This is a genomic window from Paenibacillus sp. Marseille-P2973 (genome assembly GCF_018101095.1).
GTDB classification, from domain to species: domain Bacteria; phylum Bacillota; class Bacilli; order Paenibacillales; family Paenibacillaceae; genus Fontibacillus; species Fontibacillus vini.
This window is the reverse complement of record NZ_JAGQEH010000002.1, coordinates 447,495-467,723: the sequence shown is the minus strand read 5'-3', so window position 1 is coordinate 467,723 and position 20,229 is coordinate 447,495. Positions and strand designations below refer to the sequence as shown.

The window sequence follows — 20,229 nt, the reverse complement described above, 5'->3', positions numbered from 1 at the left end:
GCGATCCGCTTCCCGAGACAAAATGTAATAAAAAACGGGAGAGTAGCCGCTATGTGGAAAATAGGACGACAGATTCTAGGGATCATCTCAATTTCGGTTTTAATTTCGATCATGATGTCCGGATGCCAAAATTCTAAACCGAAGGAACAGGATTTGCTGCGGTTAAAATCAGCCAGCAGCGCGCAGCCCAAAAAGGTTATATATGTGTTGGTTGACTCCTTGATGCCTCAAGCCATTGATCGAGGCATCCGAGCCAAAGAGCTTCCGACCCTTCAATATCTCACCGAACACGGGCAATATTACAAAAATTTAGTCAACTCCTTTCCGACGATGTCCGTTTCGATTGACAGCACTTTGCTGACCGGAAAATATCCGATTGATCACCGGGTGCCTGGACTGACCTGGTATTCAGCAAAAGACAAGAAAGTGATCAATTACGGGACTGGGCCCGTCGAAATTGTTCAGCAAGGCGTTAATCGCGTGTTGAACGATGCGATCATTCATTTAAATCAAGACCATTTGAACAACGGCGTTACGACGATTCATGAGGATTTGACTAAGCGCGGGTTGAAATCCGGCTCGGTTAATGGCTTGGTTTACCGGGGAGCAAGGGATCATACGCTGTCACTCCCCGGCTGGATTCATATTCCCTCGACATTACCGAAGGAAATCCATGTGAACGGGCCGGACTTCTTAACCTTGGGATCGTTGTCCAATCCGTTGAAGGGTCTAATTTCCTTGCCCGAAAGCTTGACCGATAAGCTTGGCTTCAATAACGATTATGCCATCGAAGTCGTCAAATATTTAGTTCGGTCCCGAAAATTGCCTGATTTTCTGTTCGTGTACCTTCCAGACCTGGATCAAGAACTGCATAAGAACGGCCCCTCGGCATCAAAGGGGCTAAAGGCCTTGGACCGGCAGCTTGATTCCTTACTTCAATCCTTTGGTTCGAGAGAGCAAGCGCTAAAAGAGGCTGTAATTATTGTTGCCGGGGACAGCGGCATGACTGCAATTCGCCCGTCCGATCAGAACCCGGAAATCGACTTGCCTGACCTGATCGGCGATGCCCGGGTGCTTAGCCCGGGTGAAACAGGGTCCAAGGAAAAGGATATTTTATTCGCCGTTAATGAAACAATGGCTTATGTTTATTCGCTAAAGGGGAAAGCCTCATTAAATAATGCCGCGGCTCTGCTGCAAGCCGATTCCCGGATCGACTTCGTGGCCTGGAGGGATCGGGACCGGATTCACGTCAGCCAAGGGGGAACCTCAAAGCAGCTCAGTTATAAGGCTGGCGGAACGTTGAAGGATCCTTACCGACAATCCTGGACACTGGAGGGAGATGCCGAAGTATTGGATTTACGGGTGAATCAGGAAGATCAAACTTTGGATTACGATGAATACCCCGATGCACTTATGAGACTGTCGAGCGCACTCCATTCGCACGATGGTGACTATTTGGTCGTTACGGCCAAACCCGGATATGAACTGACGGACAAAAGCTCACCAAAGCATGAAGGAGGCGGCGGCCACGGTTCTATCCGAAAAGCGGAGTCGCTTGTTCCCTTGATCATCGGCGGGACGGCTCAAAGACCTCAATCCTTGCGCGTGGTGGATTTGAAATATTATTTGCTTGACCTTCTTTCAAACGACCTTCAAAACAATGGAATGAAGTAGAAGAAAGAAGGTGGAAGATAGCAGATGTCGACTAGTAACTGGAAGAGAAATATTATTCTCTTCCTAAGCAGCCAAACGATTTCCCTTTTTGGTTCAGCCTTGGTTCAGTATGCGATCATGTGGCATATCACGCTTTCTACCGAGTCGGGTGTCATGATGACGCTGTATATCGTTTGCGGGTTTATCCCGACCTTTATTTTGTCTCCCTTTGCCGGTGTCTGGGCGGACCGGTTTAACCGGAAGCTCCTCATTATGTTGGCCGACGGCCTGATTGCGGCAGCTACCTTGATTTTAGCTGTTTTATTTTTAATGGGACATGATTCGATTTGGCTGCTCTTTGCAATGGCTGTTGTCCGGGCCCTCGGAACAGGAGTGCAAACACCGGCGGTCGGCGCGATCTTGCCGCAAATTGTGCCTACCGACAAACTGACTCGAGTCAACGGTATTAACGGAACATTGCAAGCGATTATGACGTTTGTAGCCCCTATGGCCAGCGCGGCTTTAATGACGATGGCTTCTCTTGAAATTATTTTCTTTATCGATGTCATCACCGCGACGATTGCCATACTGACCTTGCTTCTCTTCTTTAAAATTCCAGTACATGAAAAGGCGGCTGAAAAACAGACCACGAGTTATTTCAGCGATTTTATGCAAGGCATATCCTACATTAAACAACATGATTTTTTGAAAAGCTTCTTTCTGTTCTTTGCCGTTTTCTTTATATTGATGGCTCCAGCCGCATTTTTGACGCCGCTTCAGGTTACCCGAAGCTTCGGGGACGATGTCTGGCGCTTGACCGCTATTGAGATCGCATTCTCGGTCGGCATGATGGCGGGCGGCGGATTCATCGCAGCCTGGGGCGGCTTCAAGAACAAAGTTCTTACCATGACCCTCGCAAGTCTTCTTATGGGGGCTTGTACGCTGGCGCTTGGCCTTGTCCCTGTCTTCTGGATCTACTTGGTCTTCATGGCCGTATTTGGTGTGGCTATGCCACTGTTTAATACCCCGACCATGGTTTTAGTCCAGGAGAGGGTTGAGGAGAGTTATTTGGGGAGAATATTCGGAGTATTCGGCATGATTTCGACCTCAATGATGCCGTTAGGAATGCTCATTTTCGGTCCGATTGCCGATGTGATCCGAATCGAATGGCTGCTGATCGGTACCGGATTGTTTATCTTGATTCTGGCGGTGTTCTTAGGCCGGAACAAAATATTACTTGAGGCCGGAAAGCCGATCGCGAACGAGCAAGGACAGGTTTAAGCCATGCCCTGATATTCAGGGCGCAAGCATCGCTTTAAATATCATTTAGCCATGAACTTTGACCACAACTGTTAAGGTTCATGGCTTTTCTTTTTTACTTTATTAAGAAACATAAGTTTAGAGGCTTGGGGGAATATTTAATTTATGCTGCTATAAGGAAAGAGAGTGAACAACAAATGGAATTGTATCGCGATCACGGAACCTACCAAGCCGGGGACATCGTTTATGTCTTTTATCGCAACCCGCATACCCAGGATGTTGCTAATATACAGGAGGCCGCAGTAGTGAATCATCCGGAGCAACCCGGTGAGCTCGCAGTGTTTCTTTATGAAACATATTATCCACTGACTCAGGAGATGGCCGTCTACGCTACGGCGGGTGAAGCGGAGCAAGCATACGACCATTACTTTGGTAACGCACCGGAGGAGACGCTGGAATGATCAACCCGTTTATGCCTAAGCTGGTTTATTTTGAACCGGACGCCTTGGAATATCCGTTGGGCAAACAATTGCTTGAGAAATTCTCTAATATGGACGTCGAAATTCGCTATACGACCTCGCATAACCAAGTGAGGAATCTTCCGGGGGACAACGATTTTCAAAGATACCGGGTGGCCAAATCGACGCTGGTGGTCGGAATCCGGAAGACGCTGAAGTTCGACACCTCCAAGCCGTCGGCCGAATACGCCATCCCGTTTGCCACAGGCTGCATGGGTCATTGCCATTACTGCTATTTGCAGACGACCATGGGGAGCAAGCCGTACATCCGCACCTATGTCAACGTGGAAGAAATTTTGGAGGCTGCCGACAAATACATGGAGGAGCGTGCACCCGAATTCACACGCTTTGAGGCAGCCTGTACTTCCGATATTGTAGGAATCGATCACCTAACCCACACCTTAAAACGAGCTATCGAGCATTTTGGCAATTCCTCCTACGGGAAATTGAGGTTCGTGACAAAGTTCCACCATGTGGATCATTTGCTGGATGCGAAGCACCAGGGAAAAACGAGATTCCGCTTTAGCGTCAATGCGGACTATGTGATTAAGAACTTTGAACCCGGAACCTCGCCCCTGGAAAAAAGGATTGAGGCCGCCGGGAAGGTTGCCCGGGCCGGTTACCCGCTAGGATTCATCGTTGCTCCGATTTATATTCACGAAGGATGGGAGCAAGGTTATCGCCATATGTTTGAACGCCTTGATGCCGAATTGCCTGCCGATGCGCGGGACGATATTACGTTTGAATTCATTCAGCACCGCTTTACCAAACCCGCCAAGCGGGTAATTGAGAAGAACTATCCAATGACCAAGCTGGAGCTGGACGAAGAGAAGAGAAGATATAAATGGGGGAAATATGGCATCGGCAAATACATTTATCAGAAAGAGGAAGAAGAGGATCTGAAAAGTCATCTTTATAGGGATATGGAGAAGTTTTTTCCTAAGGCTAAACTGGAATACTTTACTTGATGCGGAGCTGGATGTCCGGGCTGATGAGGATAAGCAACTAGTTACATATAGAAAAACGGGCTGTTCTCTGTATGAGAGACAGCCCGTTTTTAGATCTCTAGACAAATTGGAACCATTTAAAGTCAAACTGGCTGCCGGGCAAGAAGACAAAGGTCACCGTTTGAACGCCAGTGATCGGCTCAAGCGTGAATTCCCTCTCGCAATAATCCTCGGAGTACGCAAACTCCACGATCTGCCGGGATTCCCCATCCGCACCCTTGAACAAAACATGCAGCGTATTCTTGTCGAGCGGAGATTGTCCGCTGATTACGAGTTTCGTGGCACCGGTCTCACCAAAGTCCATATCATCAAAGACCAGTGAAACGTTGTTGCCTATATCCGTGATGGCATCCGCCGTAATCGTATAAGAATCGCCATAGATGTCATCATGGTCCAGCGCGCTAAGCCTTTGAAATGCTTTGTCCGGCTGTTTGAACTGAAAGCCTTTCAGATGGATCTTCCGGCGTAGCACGAAACAGAGGGAAGTGATCCCCTTCAATCGTTTCGGTAACCGGTAAGTCTCGTCCTGATAAACGTTCCAAATGGATGGCCGTTGATAGGTAACCTCCGTTAGTAATGAAGCATCCGCTTCATCCGGAGGGCCTTCCCAGATTTCAATTGGAAACTCCTCGCTATCCAGGGAGAAGATAGGCAGCGTGATTTCATCCGAACCAAAGCTGCCAAAATTAATGTTGTCAAAACAGATCCAGCTTTCACCGTCGCGGGATGTAGCGACGCCCCGATCATTGCCGTTCGTCAAATTCCGGCTGGCATCGCTGTGTAACCCGGCAGAAACGAACTCATAAGGATTCGTGTGCGCTTGGCCTAACCCGTCGATATGGAATTCCATCACCGAATATAATCGGGTGGCGTCAGCACCGTTTCTGGTTCCGCAGCGGAGGTAAATATCTCCGTCCCCCAAAGCTGTTAATACCGCTTCATGTTCATTCACTTGCAGGGATGCGATGTTGGTATCGACGCCCGCCGCGTTCGTGACGCGCCATTCCACCTCCCGATAAGTCGTATCAGCGGGATGGAGCTGTACCCGGACCGGCAGTGTTGTTTTGTCTTTGTGCAGAGTGTTCCCTTCAGTGCAGATAATCTCCAGCTTGCGGACTGGAACTTCATCTGTATTCCGTTCCACGGAGACCGGTTCCTTTTCCTGGAGTTGGGTGGCCAGAGGGGCGTGGCCATAGAGCGTGAGCTCTTCCGCTGTACAATTGTCGGTCAGTTGTGCAGAAATCGATTCCAGCTTAATCTCGCACGGCAGCAATCCTTTGGATTCTGCCCGTACTATAACCGTGCCAGTCTCCATGTTGGCCGCAATGACGGCAAGGAGTTTACCGCTAAACAACCGGCGGTTTGTTCCTTTATAGGAGTCGTAGTCGGTACTGTCTCCGTTATCCAAACCCACCAGCCGGGCAGGTCCTTCCACCGTAAGGTGAACCCGGTTATTTGCGTTTTCTACGGGATGACCGGCTTCATCTTTAACTGAGATTTCAACAAATACGAGATCTGAACCGTCCGCCGTGATCGTCGCTTTGTCTGATTCCATGGCAATCGCAACGGCATCCCCGAAAGATGATTTCACATCCTCGGCAATCTGAGCGCCATTCTCATCATAGGCTACCGCCCTGAGGTCACCCTTGGTGTATGGAATTTGCCATTCTCCCAAGAGCTGTTGTCCATGAATGTGATCAATATCTCTGGTTCCTAGTGATTCTCCGTTTAAAAATAATTCTATTTTAGGAGCATTGGAGCAGACTCTTACATCAATAATCTGCCCCTCGGAGAAGTCCCAATAAGGGAAGACATGAATCATCGGGTTTGCTTTATAATCTCTCCATTCCGCTTGGTAGATGTAAAAGGAATCCTTTTTGAAGCCCGCCGTGTCCAGTTGCCCGAAATACGAGTTCTTGGTGTGATAGGGGGTCGGTTCACCGATATAGTCAAAGCCGGTCCACAAAAATTGTCCGGGAGAGAAGGCAGCATCCCGATCGGCAATGATGCAGGCTTCCGTGCTTTTTGCTCCCCAACTGGTGGAGCTGTTTCCCAAGGAAGAGCATTGCTCGTCGTCATCCGACAGCATGGATTGCGCAAACGGAAAGTGATAGATCCCTCTGCTTTGAACCGTTGAGGAGGTCTCGCTTCCATAGATAATCCAGTCAGGGTGCTCCGCATGATGCTGCTCATAGTATTTCTCAGCATAGTTATACCCCGCAAACTTGACGAGATCGGCGCATTTTTGGGCGTTTTCCCAAGGCATAAAATTGGAACCGATCGTTACGACAGCATTGGCTTTAGGATCGTGGAGCATGACTTCGTCTCTTAGCTGCCGAGTCAGCTCCTGACCGCGTTCATCGGCATGGGTATCGTAAATCTCATTTCCGATGCTCCACATCAAGAGGCTGGGGCGGTTCCTGTCCCGCCGCACCCAACTTGCCACGTCTTTTTTCCACCATTCCGGGAAAAATCTCGCATAGTCATAAGTGGTTTTCTTCCGCTCCCACATATCGAACGCTTCCGAAACGATGAGGATGCCCATTTCGTCGGCCAGCTCCATCAGTTCCACGGCAGGCATATTGTGGGCGGTACGTATTGCGTTGACGCCCATCTCCTGAAGGAGGACGATCTGTCTTCGTAAAGCCGCTTTATTCACTGCGGCACCAAGACAGCCCAAATCATGGTGCTGGCAAACACCGTGAATTTTGACCTTGCGGCCGTTCAGGAAGAAACCTTGCTGGCTGTCAAACTTCATGCTCCGGAAACCGAAGCTTTGCATCTCTTCATCGGTGAGGCATCCGTCCGCGAATAGCTCCGTTTTGATGACGTAACTATAAGGCCGGTCGATATCCCAAAGCACCGGGTCTTCGACTTGGAGAAGTGAAGGGATGTTGATGATCCCGTCCTGAAGAGGTTGGAAATCGTTTTCCGTTTGGGCGATCATACATCCCGAATCATCCAGAATGCTATGGCGCAGCTTATATTGAGATGCGGATTTCAACATCGTACCCGCATGGATTTCAGTTTCCACTTCAACATGCCACGCTCTCTCTACTTCTCTCGCCGCGATATAGATTCCATCCGCAACAAGGTGGGTATCCGGGTAAGTTTTCAACCAGACGTTCCGGTAAATTCCCGCCCCAGAATACCAGCGGGAGTTGGGAGCCTCATGGATAACTTGGACATGGATTTCGTTAGGACCTGCCGATAGATAAGGTGTAATGTCCAGTTCGAAGGTAGAGTACCCATATTTCCATGTGCCTGCAAGGCGGCCGTTAACATAGAGCGAGGAATTCATGTAAACGCCTTCAAAACGAAGAGACAAGCGGGTACCCGGTTCAATTTTGTCCAGATGCAGTAGTTTTCGGTACCAGCCTTCGCCGTCTTCGTATAAATTGTTAGCGTCGTAAATCAGCCAGTCATGGGGCAGAGTTACCGGCTCCCAAACCACACTGTCTTTAGTGGCATCTGCAAATTCCGTATGTAGCGGTTGTTTGGCAAAAAACCAGTCATTATTAAATTTTGTCTTCTGACTCATGCGCATATACTCCTTTGTGATATGAAATAAGACATGAATTACCGAAGGGTATGAATGCCATACTCGATCATATAATTGCACACTTCCGATAGCTTGTCGATGTATTTATGTGTTGAACCGGGCGTTTTCTTGCGGCAAGGCGATCGGTTTGATGAAGGACAGCAAGCATTTTTTTCGTAAATCTTAAGAAGATGAAATAAAGCGGAGAAATTGTTCGAAAGAGGAGGATGGGTGAAGGAAAAAAAGAAATAGCGGCTATTATTCCAATATAGCCCAAGTTATGAAAGTTTAACTTTTTAAGAGATTGCGTTATGATATAGACATCACCAAAAGGAACCGCAGGTTGGCGGAGCCACAGGTGATAAGCTCTACCTTGAATGAAGAGATAGATTTCAGAGAGGAGAGAATTCCGTTGATCTAGGTAAGCGAAGCATACCGGAATCGGCTGCAATTGAACGGAAGACGGAAGTGACAACGTCTTTTAGCAGATCGTAGGTATGTGGGAACCCAAGCAAACCAGCTGCCAAGAAATAGGAAATGCCATTCAAAGCAAGGAACAAGCTTGCCAAGAAGGAGCGCGATTCCGATGCAAACGGTTAGCGAAGCGTACGAATACGATGGTTCACTCTAGGAGTAACGTCCGTGAAAACGTTGTTCGTGAAGATCGTGTACGCGGGAAATTACCCCTATATGCAGGACATGGATCATTACTCCAAAGGTGGAGTATCAAGGGAAATCGAAAATTTAACAATTGCCATGTCGTGGATATGGATTGTTGGTGGAGGAATGGATTAAATTGAATAGCAATTTCAATACGTAAATCCCTGGTAGCGAAGGCTAGCAGGGATTTACGCGTTTAAGCTGCAATTATTTTTTTAAAGCCTGAAGCATGTCATTAATATGATAATACATCAGTTGTTTAGCCTGCTCCGGTTGCCGCTCTTCAATCGCGATAGCGATCAGGATGTGGTAATTGGAAGCTTTGGTCCTCATATGCGGCAAGGTATTGGTTTGCTTGCGTCCTTCCGCCAATAAGGGATAAATCGATTCCATCATCCGCAGCAGAACGGGATGCTGAGCCGACTCGGCAATTAACCGGTGAAAAGACAGATCCGTATCCAGAAACGGACCTCCGTCTTTCATCTGAAGGACCATGGACTCGGCCAATTCCCGAAGCTGACTGGCTTCAGCATGACTGGCCCGTTCAGCGCACAACGCGGCCAGTTCCGGCTCGATCAACAGCCTTGCCTCCAGTAGCTTGACGAGTGAAATATCCCCGAGTTCTTTCAGATTTGCAGTTGGGTCCTCTAACAATAACGGATCATTTCTGACATACATCCCCCGGCCATGTTCAATGCTCACATTTCCCTGGCTTTCAAGCGCCCTCAAAGCCTCTCTGACGGTAGTCACGCTGACCTCCAATTCTTTGGAGATCTGCTGAAGCGTGGGAATTCTTGAACCGGGTGGCCATTCTCCGTCTACGATTTTCCTTTTTAGCAAATCTATCGTCGTTGTGAATGTACTTTTTTTCATCATCGGCGTCCCCTGTAAGTTCTGATCTCATCCTCATTCTATCATAGCCATACTTGAACTTGCTAATAAAAACGATATTGACAATCAAGATTATAGATACTATGATACCACCATAAACATAGTATCTATTTTGCGTTTTATAGTCAAACCGATATTAAATATGCTTAAACTCTAGAAATAGATAGGTTCTATATGAGGTTAATAATTTTTATATCTATATAGATGTGATCAATTTCTCGAGGTAATTAAGCATACCATCAGTTGCTTGTACAAAGGAGGACGTTGGATGGAGGTTTTAACTTTCGGAGAATCGATGGTCCTGTTTAGCGGAGACCAGGAACTGCCGCTGGAGTATGTTCACCAGTTTCATAAACAGATGGCTGGAGCCGAATCGAATGTGGCGATCGGGCTGGCAAGATTGGGCCATTCCACTGGATGGTTCAGCAAGCTCGGACTGGACGCCTTTGGACGATATATCTTGCAGTGCGTTCGTGGCCAAGGCGTGGATACGTCGCGTTGTACATATACCGACGCCGCCCCGACGGCCGTGTTCTTCAAAGAGCGAGGACGCGGCGGAAAAACGAAGGTTTACTATTATCGCCAAGGGTCTGCCGCCAGTTTGATGACTAAAGAGGATTTGGATGAATCCTACCTTACCCAGGCAAAAATTTTGCATGTTACCGGGATCACCCCGGCTCTGAGCGAAAGCTGTTTCGAGCTGACGAAGCATGCGATGGATGTTGCCAAGCGCAATCAGGTGAGCATTGTGTTCGATCCAAATATCAGGTGGAAGCTTTGGGATCGCGATAAGGCGAAATCCAGACTGCTTGAACTGGCGGCTAGAGCCGACTACATCCTTCCCGGATTGGACGAAGGCGAGTTCCTGACAGGACGGCTGCGACCGAAGGAAATTTCCGAATTTTTTCTTAAGCTTGGATCTAAGGCGGTTGTCGTTAAGCTGGGTAAGGATGGCGCGTATTATCAGTCACTGACGGAGAGAGGACATGTGCCGGCCATTCCCGTTCAAGAGATCGATCCCGTGGGAGCTGGCGACGGGTTCGCTGCCGGATTTATTAGCGGACTGCTGCGTAATGACAGTTTGGCAATGTCTGTTACAAGAGCGAACGCCGTGGGAGCTATCGTTGTTGGGGTTCAAGGCGACACCGAAGGCCTTCCCAATGAAGAAGAGCTGCAAGCGATGTTGTCCGGGCAAACCGGTTATCAAAACGTTCAACGTTAAGGAGTGACGAAATGAATAAACAAGAGAAGTTAAGGCTGCTTAAGGATTCCGGCGTTGTTGCCGTTGTGCGCAGACCTCCTTATGAAAAGGCCGTCCGCATAACGGACGCGCTTGTTGCGGGCGGAGTCAAAGCACTGGAGATCACGGTGGATAGCGATAGGGCATTTGAATTGATCTCTTTGTTAAACGAAAGATACGGGGAAGAGGTCTTGGTAGGTGCAGGCACCGTTCTGGACGCCGAAACCGCCGAGAAGGCGATCGAAGCCGGAGCGCAATTTATTTTTTCACCTATTTTGGATGAAGAAACGATAAAAGCCACGATCCACCATGATGTGATTTCCATTCCGGGCGTGATGACGCCGACCGAGATCGTGAAGGGGTATCGGTTGGGTGCGGACCTGCTCAAAATTTTCCCGGGGTCTTCGCTTGGCGTCAATTATATCAAGGAACTTTCGGCGCCGCTTGGCCATATTCCGATGATGCCGACGGGCGGAGTCACATTGGACAATGTGGCACAGTTCATTCGGGCGGGCGCCGTTGCGGTCGGACTGGGCAGCTCGCTGCTCGACAAGAAAGCTATGGAAGAAGAACGGTATGACGATATCACCAAGCGTGCAGAGCAATTCATTCAAGCGATTCACCAAGCAAGAGAATAGGAGAGATCAACCGTGAAAATTACAAAGTTTAGCACTTATATCGTACCGCCGCGCTGGCTGTTTTTGAAGATCGAAACCGATGAGGGCATTGTGGGTTGGGGAGAGCCTGTAATCGAAGGAAAAGCACATACGGTGCAGGCTGCGGTAGACGAATTAATGGATTACCTGATCGGTAAAGATCCGCTGCGTATCGAAGATCATTGGCAGGTCATGTACCGGAGCGGATTTTACCGGGGGGGACCGATCCTGATGAGCGCGATCGCCGGGATCGACCAGGCTTTGTGGGATATCAAAGGAAAGGCGTTTAATGCGCCCATCCATCAATTGCTGGGCGGCGCTTGCCGGGATTCCATGCGCGTTTACTCGTGGATCGGCGGGGATCGTCCGACTGATGTGGGTCTAGCAGCCTTGGACAAACAGAACGCAGGTTTTACGGCGATCAAAATGAATGCTACGGAAGAATTACAGTATATCGACAGCTATTCCAAAGTGGATCAGGTCGTTGAGAGGGTTGCTGCCATTCGGACGGCGACAGGGCCGGATTTCGGAATCGGCGTCGATTTTCACGGACGCGTCCATAAGCCTATGGCCAAAGTATTGGCAAAAGCGCTGGAGCCATACCGGCTCATGTTCATCGAAGAACCGGTGCTTCCGGAGAACAACGAAGCGCTTCGCGAGATCGCCAATCACACCAGCACCCCGATCGCTACCGGGGAGAGAATGTTCTCCCGCTGGGATTTTAAAACGCTGTTGCAAGACGGATATGTCGATATCATTCAGCCGGATTTGTCGCATGCGGGCGGGATTACGGAGTGCAAGAAAATCTTTGCCATGGCGGAAGCTTACGATGTTGCCGTCGCACCGCATTGCCCGTTGGGACCGATTGCCCTTGCCGCTTGTTTGCAGGTAGACGCGACAGCGCACAATGCGGTCATTCAGGAACAGAGTCTGGGGATTCATTACAACGCGGGTAACGACTTGCTGGATTATATCGTGGATCCCGGCGTGTTTTCCTATGACGACGGGTTCGTGAAAATTCCTCAAGGACCCGGACTGGGCATTACCGTCAATGAAGAGTATGTGATCAAAATGGCGCAAGAAGCGCCTCACCGGTGGAGAAACCCGGTTTGGAGACACCAGGACGGATCGGTAGCGGAATGGTGAGAGGCATCCTGCACGGAATCGAACAAAATGACTCCGTAATCGAACAAGAGTCGGTTTGAGAGCCCTTTCATTTCATATACAATAAAACCATTCAAAGTACTTTCTCGGAGGGGAGAACCAAAATGATCCAGATTCCAAAATACTGGGAAGATCTGAGCGTACTAGAGAAAAACCGCGAAGCTCCCAGAGCTTACTACATTCCTTATGCAGATGCGGAATCTTCCCGCAAGCAAAAGCGGGGGGGTTCCCCTTATTACCGTACGCTGAACGGGAACTGGAAGTTCAAGTACAAGGAGTCCGTCCGGCAAGTCGACGATGCCTTCTACCGGATCGATGCCGATGTCAGTGATTGGGACGACTTGATCGTTCCTTCCTGTTGGCAGGTCAATGGATACGACCAGCTCCATTATACGAACGTTAATTACCCGTTCCCTTGCGATCCGCCGTATGTGCCGAACGACAATCCTGCCGGTTTGTATGTTCGTGAGTTCAATATCTCCGGCGCATGGGAAGACAAAAGCAAATATATCGTTTTTGAAGGCGTAAACTCTTGCTTTTATTTATGGGTGAACGGCATCTGGGTTGGTTACAGCCAAGGCAGCCGCGTGCCGGCCGAATTCGATATTTCCCCCTATGTTCATACGGGTTGCAATAAAATTGCGGTTATGGTGTTGAAATGGTGCGACGGCTCCTATATTGAAGATCAGGATCTGTGGAGATTCTCGGGCATCTTCCGGGATGTGTATTTGCTGGCCCGCAGCCCCGAGCATATCGTAGATGTGTTTAACCGCGTGGAGCTGGACCAAGACTTCGGGACCGGAACGGTCACTTGTGAACTTACGGCCGCCGGTCAAACGGATGCCAGGATCGAGCTTACGGATGTGGACGGAGTGCTGCTGCGCACGGAAACCGTAACCGTTGTCGGAGAAGGAAGCGTAACCCTTCAAATGGATCAACCCAACCTGTGGAGTGCCGAGACGCCATATTTATATCATCTTTACATTACGGCCGCAGATGAGGTTTTGCACTTTGAGGTCGGATTCAGGAAGATTGAAATCGTTGACGGGGTCTTCATGATTAATGGAACGGCCGTCAAGCTAAAAGGGGTCAACCGGCATGATTCCCACCCCGTACTGGGACAGACGGTTCCGATCAATCATATGATCAAGGACCTGAAGCTGATGAAGCTGCACAATATCAATACGATCCGGGCGTCCCACTACCCGAATGATCCGCGTTTTCTGGAGCTGTGCAATCAGTTCGGTTTTTACGTCATCGATGAAGCGGACCTCGAATGTCACGGGGTATTTCATGCGATCGGGAATTTCAATATGCTTACCCGCCTTCCGGAATGGGAGCATGTCTTCGTCGAACGCGCCGTACGCATGGTGGAGCGTGACAAAAACCATCCATCGGTCATTATCTGGTCGATGGGGAACGAATCCGGCTACGACGTGAATCATATGGCGATGGCGAGATGGACGAAGTCCAGGGACGCTTCCCGGCCGGTTCATTACGAAGGCTCCGATCCCCGGCACCTGGGAAGCCCGGATACGGAAGTGCTGGACATGGAGAGCCGAATGTACTCCTCGCCGGCCTACATCGAAGCTTACGCGAAGGATGAGAACAGCACCAAACCGATGTTTATGTGCGAGTACAGTCATGCGATGGGCAACGGACCAGGGGATTTAAAGGATTACTGGGACGTCATTTATAAGTATCCCAAGCTGATGGGCGGCTGCGTCTGGGAATGGAGCGATCATGGCATCCTGACGAAGAACGCTCAAGGAACGCCGTATTATGCGTATGGGGGAGATTTCGGGGATCAGCCGAATGACGGCAATTTCTGTATCGACGGACTTGTATCTCCCGACCGGGTTCCACATTCGGGATTGCTGGAACTCAAGAAAGTGATCGCTCCAATCAGGGTGGAAGCAGAGAATCTGGCTGCCGGGTCCCTCCGGATTACCAATCTGTATGACTTTGTGGACCTCGGTCATCTTTCGTTACATTGGACGATTGAAAAAGAAGGGGAACTGTACAGTCAGGGTCAAACGCTGGTAAGCGGAGTTGAGCCGCACACCTCGCAGCTAGTGAAGCTAAATTATGATTTACCGGAATTTTCGGAGCAAGCCTTTTACCTCACCGTGACTTTCCGCTTGCGGGAAAAAACGCTCTGGTCCGAGGTCGGACACGAAGTGATTTCCGAACAATTCAGACTGCCGGTGGAAATCCGGAAAGCCGCTGAAGCTAAATCCGAAATTGAAGGTCAACCTTTGCGAATTACGGAAGAAGATGATTTGCTGACGATCGATGGATTCGATTTCCGCCATGTGTTTGATCTCTATAAGGGAAGCTTCACCTCCATTACGAGGCACGGGGTTGAAATGATCGGCAAGCCTTTGGGCTTCAATATTTGGAGAGCTCCGACGGACAATGACCGCAAAGTGAAACGGCAGTGGATGGAAGAGGGTTATGATCGCGCGCTGCCTCATATCTATGAAGCTGTGGTGATCGAGCGGGAAGAGGACTCCGTAAAAATTAGGGTCGCTTATTCCCTCGGTGGATATATCAAACCACCGCTACTACACGGCGTAGCCTGCTGGCGGGTAGCCGGCAACGGGGAAATCACGCTGAAGACGGAAGTTACCGTGCGCGAGGATCTGTTGTTCCTGCCCCGGTTCGGGCTACAGGTTGCAATGCCGGCGGGTACCGAGGAAGTGGAGTATTTCGGAAACGGCCCTCATGAGAGTTATATAGATAAAAGCCAAAGCACGCTCAAGGGCAAATACCTGACAACGGTGGAGAAGTTGTTTACGCCTTACATCATGCCGCAGGAAAACGGCTCGCACGATAACACCGATTGGGTCATCGCAACGAACGAGCAGGGCATGGGTTTGAAATTCACAAGCAATCGGCCGTTCTCGTTCAATGCGAGTCATTATACACCGGAGGATTTAACCTTGGCACAGCATGATTATGAGCTTGTCCGCCGGGATGAAACGATACTCCATCTGGATTATAAGATGAGCGGGGTAGGTTCCAACTCTTGCGGACCGGAATTGCTGGAGGCCTATCGGCTTGATGAGAAGCAGTTCACCTTCGAGCTGAACATCATGCCACTTTTTAAAGAAGACTAGACATTACCATATAATGGTGCTCCCTCATTGCGAGATTTTAGGGGCACCATTTCTTCAAATTTCATTTCTGTTTTGATATACTGTGAAGAATTCAGTTCCTAGTAACTAACTCTCTTAATCGAAGTCAGAAGAGGTATAACATGAAGCATATTATTGAGAGGATGGTTTCGCGCATCAGAAAAGCCGGCACCGTCAGAACAAAGCTAATGCTGGCTTTCTTCATCGTGGCCACGCTGCCGGTAGGGGCGTTAGGTTATTTTTCTTTTCATCAGTCGTCCAAGGTCGTCAATTCCCAATTCGGCAGCTACGTAATTTATGCAGTGGATCAATTAAAATTGCATGTTGACGGCAATCTCAAGCAAATGGATGACATGACCGGCAACATATTGTCCTATTTAATCGCTTCTTCAATCATCGTAGGAGATGAAGTCCCGACCACTTACGAGCAATACGTGGAGGAAAGGGATTTTCAGAATTACATCACGTCCCTGGAGAGCACGAATATTTTCAAAGTGGCGGTAATTACGCCTTCGGGCAGAGTGATCGGAAACAACCTCATTAACGCGGAAAGTCTGGAATCATCCTCATTCTGGTCCGATATTTCGAAATATAACAATAAGCATGTATTGATTCATATCCCGGACTATTACTCGACTCCCGGGAACGAGTATATGATCAGCATGGTGGTTCCGTTAAACAGGTCCTTCGGGCTACCGGAAGGAAGCCGATTATTGATCGACATGAAAGCGGATACAGTTCTGGGGCTGATAAAATCGTTCGAAAAGGACACCAAGTCTCATCTTCAGATTACCGATGCATCCGGTGAAGTTCTGTTACATACGACGTCGGACTTTGTGAGTCGGGAGGACGATAAAGTTTGGTCGAGGGTACTTGTTACGGAAGGCTGGGTGGTGGAAGCAAGAGTTCCTTATGACACTTTTTACGAGTCCTCGTCTGTAATTTTGCGGTATTCGGCTTTTATTGCCGCGTTAGCCATCCTGCTCGGAGTCATTATGGCCAGCTTCTATTCGATCCGCTTTACGATGCCTATCAAAAAATTGGCCCATTCCATGCGCCGTTTCGGCGAAGGCGATCTGTTGATCCGCACGCCGGTCATGTCTTCGGACGAGCTTGGTTTTCTAAGCGAATCGTTTAACAAAATGACGGAACAGCTCGTAGAACTGGTTCATGAGATCAGCAGGACCGAAAAATTGAAGAGCGACGCCGAATTGAAAAGTTTGCACTATCAAATCAACCCGCATCTTCTGTTCAATACGTTAAATTCGATCCAATGGAAAGCCAAACTGGCCAGGCAGCCGGACATCCAAAAAATGCTGCAGCATCTGATCGTGGTGCTGGACGGAAGTTTGAATTTCAAGCAAACTCTTCTTCCTTTACAGAAGGAGCTCGACATCGCCAAGCATTTCATCGAGATTCAGCGTTACCGCTATGAGGATACTTTTACCTTCCGGTTGGAGGTTCAGCCCGAGCTTGAAGACTGCCTGATTCCGCGCATGGTATTGCAGCCTTTGCTGGAAAATATATTTTTCCACGGTTTTCAGGACGGGCAGGGCCATATCGAAATGAAGATTTTTGAGGAAAAGAATATTTTGTACATGATCCTGGAAGACGATGGCGTAGGCGTTACGCCTGAACATATGGAATACATCGGTTCCGGGCAGAAAGTGCCCGGGAAACGGGGCGGATTAGGCCTGCGTAATGTCGATGAACGGTTTAAGCTCCACTACGGAGATGCTTACGGATTATCCATAGAATCAATCAGAAATCAAGGAACGAAGGTGACATTGATATGGCCAAAGACAACGGAAACCAATTCCCTATCAAAGTATTGATTGTGGATGATGAACAGCTGGTGAGAAAAGGACTTCGAATGACCATCGATTGGGAACGGCATCAAATGACCGTATGCGATGACGCTCCGAACGGAAGGATTGGCTGGCAAAAATTTCTGGAGCATCGTCCTCACCTGGTGATTACGGATATCGTCATGCCGGAAATGAGCGGGATCGAACTGGCGCAAAACATCAGAAAAGAATCTCCTGACACCTCGATCCTGTTCCTGAGCTGCCATCGGGATTTTAATTACGCGAGGCTCGGCATTCAATTAAACATTCACGATTATATCGTCAAAACCGATATGGACGACGATCATATCCATGAATCCCTGGATCTCATTTATCAGAAGTATAAGGAAACCATGTTGAACCATCAGGACGCTCCGAAACCGGAAGCGAAGTCGCCGGATCGAACGAAGGAGATCTTAAATGAATGGCTGGACAAGCAAAGTTATTCAGCCAGGGATCTTTTGCTGAAGCAACTTCGGAGTGATTGGAAGTGGATGCTGTCTTCTTCATTTCTTATTCATATTTATCAGTCCTCCGGGAGGGACAGTTCGCCGGAAGCGCAACTGAAACGATGGGAGGATTTGTCGCTCGCTTATCCTGGTCAACTGAAATTGCTTGAGTTCGGCGACGGTTCCGCGTTTCTTGCTTGCAGCAGGGACCTTGCGGACAAGGTCTTATCCAAGCTGGTTGAATTGAAAATCAACGAACGCGATTTGGAATGGCGTCAAAGCAAACCCATTACAAGCGCAGAAGGTTGGCTGGACGCCTTAAGTCGGCTGCATCGGATCCGTCAGGTGGAACAAAGCACCCGATTGTTTAGCACGGCGCACAAGGAAGATATCATTCAGGCCATCGATTTCATCGACGAACATCTGGATCAGGATATCCGGGCGGCGGATGTCGCTGCGGTGATCGGCGTCAGCCGCAGTTATTTCAGCACGATTTTTAAGGAAGCGACCGGCTGCAGCATCATTTCTTTTATTTCGGAGCGCAAGCTGAGACGGGCGAAGGAGTTGCTCAGTGTGGCTTCGATCCGTACCGAAGAGGTTGCTGAAAAAATCGGAATTCAAGACGTGAAGTATTTTTCCAAATGGTTCAAAAAACAGGCGGAGATTACGCCCGGGCAATACCGTCTGCAAACAAAATGACGGATTTATCAAACAAATAGACACTGCCGCCTGGCTTGGCCGGGCATTTTTTTATTTATCGGAAAAGATGACACTTAAATCAAACATCTGTCGGTGTGAAAGCCTTTTCAAGAGATTTATTATAAACCATGTAAACAAACGATCTTATTGACACAGGGGGTTATCATTCGTGAAAAGAAAACGGATATTGTACGTACTCATCACTTGTCTGCTGGTTTCTTTGCTGACGGCAGCCTGCTCCTCGGACAACAAAAAGGCTGATTCCAAAGATCCCGCTACAGGCAACGAAAAGGTGAAATTGGTGGTCTGGATTTGGGAGACTGCGAAGGACGGTCTAGATTTGAATATGGATGCCTTCAAGGCCAAGTATCCGAATATCGAAGTCGAATTCCAGACGATGAAATCAACGGATTTGTATTCCAAATACTTGATTACTTCGAGTACCGGAGATGCGGTTCCGGACATTATCACCGTGGAATCGACCAATATGTCCCAGATCGTTCAGATCGATTCTTTGCTTGATATTACCGATCGCGTGGCTCCCTACAAGGACAAAATGAGTGCCTATAAATGGGAGGATGCGACGAAGGACGACAAGGTGTACGCCATGCCGTGGGATAGCGGTCCGGTCGTGATGTTCTACCGCAACGATTTGTTCGCTCAGGCCGGCTTGCCTACCGATCCTGCGGATGTAGCCCAACAGATTCAAACTTGGGACGATTATTACGAGGCAGCGAAATTGATCAAGGACAAAACGGGAGCGATGATGTACGGGGATTCCAAGACGAACTCCAGCAACCGGATGTTCGAGTCGATGATGTGGCAGCGCGGACTGTGGTATTTCGACGATGAAAGCAATGTCGCCGTTGATTCTCCGGAAATCAAGGAAAGCGCCGATTTTCTGATCAAAATGCAAAATGAAGGACTCGTCTTCGATGCCCGCGCAAACACCGATCCATGGGGAAATGCGATCCGCGACGGAAAAATCGCTACCGTTGTAGGCGGTTCCTGGCACGATGCGATCATTGAAAACCAATATTCCCCGGCGGATAAAGGCAAATGGTCCGTAACTTTGATGCCGAAATGGTCCAAGGATGACAAGTATACGGGTGCGAACCAGGGCGGAGCGAACCTCGCGATCAACAAGAACTCCAAGCATCCGGAAGAGGCATGGCAGTTCATTGAATTCATGCTGGGAAGCGAAGAGTCCCAAGTTAAAATGATGACGGAAGCCGGATTGTTCCCGGCGATGCTGTTGAGCGATAACGCGTCTCTTGACGATCCGTCCGAATATTTCAACAAAGAACCGATCCGCAAAGTGTATGCCGAGTCGCTTGCCAACACCTATCCGCTTGCGTATACATCGGACTTTCCAATGGCCAACAAGCTGATGACCGATGTGTGGGCAAAGGTCTTCCTGAACAAAGTCAGCTCGGAGAAAGCCCTGAAAGACATGGCGGATGAGCTCCGCAGCAAAACAAAGAGAAATTAAACTCATCTTGAT

Annotated in this window: 14 protein-coding genes; 12 read left to right on the top strand and 2 right to left on the bottom strand. The window is 48.9% G+C overall.

Annotation, left to right across the window (positions count from 1 at the left end; translation table 11 throughout):
• The first annotated feature begins 51 nt into the window (after window positions 1-51).
• The 4 genes from KB559_RS05705 to splB all read left to right on the top strand — a co-directional run bounded on the left by KB559_RS05705 (window position 52) and on the right by splB (window position 4,399).
• Entirely contained in the window at window positions 52-1,674 is a 1,623-nt protein-coding gene (locus KB559_RS05705; protein WP_211020742.1) for an alkaline phosphatase family protein, read from the top strand.
• A gap of 24 nt (window positions 1,675-1,698) precedes the next feature.
• Window positions 1,699-2,934, top strand: coding sequence for an MFS transporter (locus KB559_RS05700; protein ID WP_211020741.1), 1,236 nt, complete (start codon window positions 1,699-1,701; stop codon window positions 2,932-2,934).
• Between the two features lie 176 nt (window positions 2,935-3,110).
• Window positions 3,111-3,374 carry a transcriptional regulator SplA domain-containing protein gene (locus KB559_RS05695; RefSeq protein WP_211020740.1) on the top strand — a complete coding sequence of 88 codons (264 nt, stop codon included), beginning with the start codon at window positions 3,111-3,113 and terminating at the stop codon, window positions 3,372-3,374.
• Complete coding sequence (gene splB, locus KB559_RS05690; RefSeq protein ID WP_211020739.1) at window positions 3,371-4,399, top strand: spore photoproduct lyase; 1,029 nt, start codon at window positions 3,371-3,373, stop codon at window positions 4,397-4,399. Before KB559_RS05695 ends, splB begins: the two co-directional genes overlap by 4 nt.
• Window positions 4,400-4,496: 97 nt before the next feature.
• Here splB and KB559_RS05685 read toward each other — a convergent pair whose 3' ends face one another.
• Entirely contained in the window at window positions 4,497-7,979 is a 3,483-nt protein-coding gene (locus KB559_RS05685; protein WP_211020738.1) for a glycoside hydrolase family 2 TIM barrel-domain containing protein, read from the bottom strand.
• 642 nt (window positions 7,980-8,621) lie between these two features.
• On the opposite strand from KB559_RS05685, the gene KB559_RS05680 reads away from it, so the two are divergent.
• Complete coding sequence (locus tag KB559_RS05680; protein WP_211020737.1) at window positions 8,622-8,774, top strand: hypothetical protein; 153 nt, start codon at window positions 8,622-8,624, stop codon at window positions 8,772-8,774.
• A 72-nt stretch (window positions 8,775-8,846) separates the two neighbouring features.
• Here KB559_RS05680 and KB559_RS05675 read toward each other — a convergent pair whose 3' ends face one another.
• The gene (locus KB559_RS05675) at window positions 8,847-9,512 is read right to left on the bottom strand and encodes a FadR/GntR family transcriptional regulator (protein ID WP_211020736.1); all 666 of its coding nucleotides are present in this window, start codon (window positions 9,510-9,512) and stop codon (window positions 8,847-8,849) included.
• A gap of 286 nt (window positions 9,513-9,798) precedes the next feature.
• Here KB559_RS05675 and KB559_RS05670 point away from each other — a divergent pair, with 286 nt between their 5' ends.
• From KB559_RS05670 to KB559_RS05640, 7 genes are all read left to right on the top strand, one after another.
• Window positions 9,799-10,752 carry a sugar kinase gene (locus KB559_RS05670; protein WP_211020735.1) on the top strand — a complete coding sequence of 318 codons (954 nt, stop codon included), beginning with the start codon at window positions 9,799-9,801 and terminating at the stop codon, window positions 10,750-10,752.
• Window positions 10,753-10,763: 11 nt separating this feature from the next.
• Complete coding sequence (locus KB559_RS05665; protein WP_211020734.1) at window positions 10,764-11,408, top strand: bifunctional 4-hydroxy-2-oxoglutarate aldolase/2-dehydro-3-deoxy-phosphogluconate aldolase; 645 nt, start codon at window positions 10,764-10,766, stop codon at window positions 11,406-11,408.
• Between the two features lie 12 nt (window positions 11,409-11,420).
• Window positions 11,421-12,572, top strand: a complete 1,152-nt coding sequence (gene dgoD, locus KB559_RS05660) for a galactonate dehydratase (protein ID WP_211020733.1) — start codon at window positions 11,421-11,423, stop codon at window positions 12,570-12,572.
• Between the two features lie 122 nt (window positions 12,573-12,694).
• The gene (locus tag KB559_RS05655; protein WP_211020732.1) at window positions 12,695-15,712 is read left to right on the top strand and encodes a glycoside hydrolase family 2 TIM barrel-domain containing protein; all 3,018 of its coding nucleotides are present in this window, start codon (window positions 12,695-12,697) and stop codon (window positions 15,710-15,712) included.
• A gap of 140 nt (window positions 15,713-15,852) precedes the next feature.
• Window positions 15,853-17,565: a sensor histidine kinase gene (locus KB559_RS05650; RefSeq protein WP_211020731.1), complete on the top strand. Its 1,713-nt coding sequence runs from the start codon at window positions 15,853-15,855 to the stop codon at window positions 17,563-17,565.
• Window positions 17,523-18,725: a response regulator transcription factor gene (locus KB559_RS05645; RefSeq protein ID WP_211020730.1), complete on the top strand. Its 1,203-nt coding sequence runs from the start codon at window positions 17,523-17,525 to the stop codon at window positions 18,723-18,725. The genes KB559_RS05650 and KB559_RS05645 overlap by 43 nt, the downstream gene beginning before the upstream one ends.
• A 169-nt stretch (window positions 18,726-18,894) precedes the next feature.
• Window positions 18,895-20,217 (top strand): ABC transporter substrate-binding protein, encoded by a 1,323-nt coding sequence (locus KB559_RS05640; protein WP_211020729.1) that lies wholly within the window; start codon window positions 18,895-18,897, stop codon window positions 20,215-20,217.
• Window positions 20,218-20,229: the final 12 nt, after the last annotated feature.

What these genes read in the sequence shown, in the direction of transcription:
- KB559_RS05675 (WP_211020736.1), bottom strand. Translation starts at nt 9,512, where the DNA reads ATGAAAAAAAGTACATTCACAACGACGATAGATTTGCTAAAAAGGAAA.
- KB559_RS05655 (WP_211020732.1), top strand. Translation starts at nt 12,695, where the DNA reads ATGATCCAGATTCCAAAATACTGGGAAGATCTGAGCGTACTAGAGAAA.
- KB559_RS05685 (WP_211020738.1), bottom strand. Translation starts at nt 7,979, where the DNA reads ATGAGTCAGAAGACAAAATTTAATAATGACTGGTTTTTTGCCAAACAA.
- KB559_RS05700 (WP_211020741.1), top strand. Translation starts at nt 1,699, where the DNA reads ATGTCGACTAGTAACTGGAAGAGAAATATTATTCTCTTCCTAAGCAGC.
- KB559_RS05645 (WP_211020730.1), top strand. Translation starts at nt 17,523, where the DNA reads ATGGCCAAAGACAACGGAAACCAATTCCCTATCAAAGTATTGATTGTG.
- splB (WP_211020739.1), top strand. Translation starts at nt 3,371, where the DNA reads ATGATCAACCCGTTTATGCCTAAGCTGGTTTATTTTGAACCGGACGCC.
- KB559_RS05650 (WP_211020731.1), top strand. Translation starts at nt 15,853, where the DNA reads ATGAAGCATATTATTGAGAGGATGGTTTCGCGCATCAGAAAAGCCGGC.
- KB559_RS05665 (WP_211020734.1), top strand. Translation starts at nt 10,764, where the DNA reads ATGAATAAACAAGAGAAGTTAAGGCTGCTTAAGGATTCCGGCGTTGTT.
- KB559_RS05670 (WP_211020735.1), top strand. Translation starts at nt 9,799, where the DNA reads ATGGAGGTTTTAACTTTCGGAGAATCGATGGTCCTGTTTAGCGGAGAC.
- KB559_RS05695 (WP_211020740.1), top strand. Translation starts at nt 3,111, where the DNA reads ATGGAATTGTATCGCGATCACGGAACCTACCAAGCCGGGGACATCGTT.
- KB559_RS05705 (WP_211020742.1), top strand. Translation starts at nt 52, where the DNA reads ATGTGGAAAATAGGACGACAGATTCTAGGGATCATCTCAATTTCGGTT.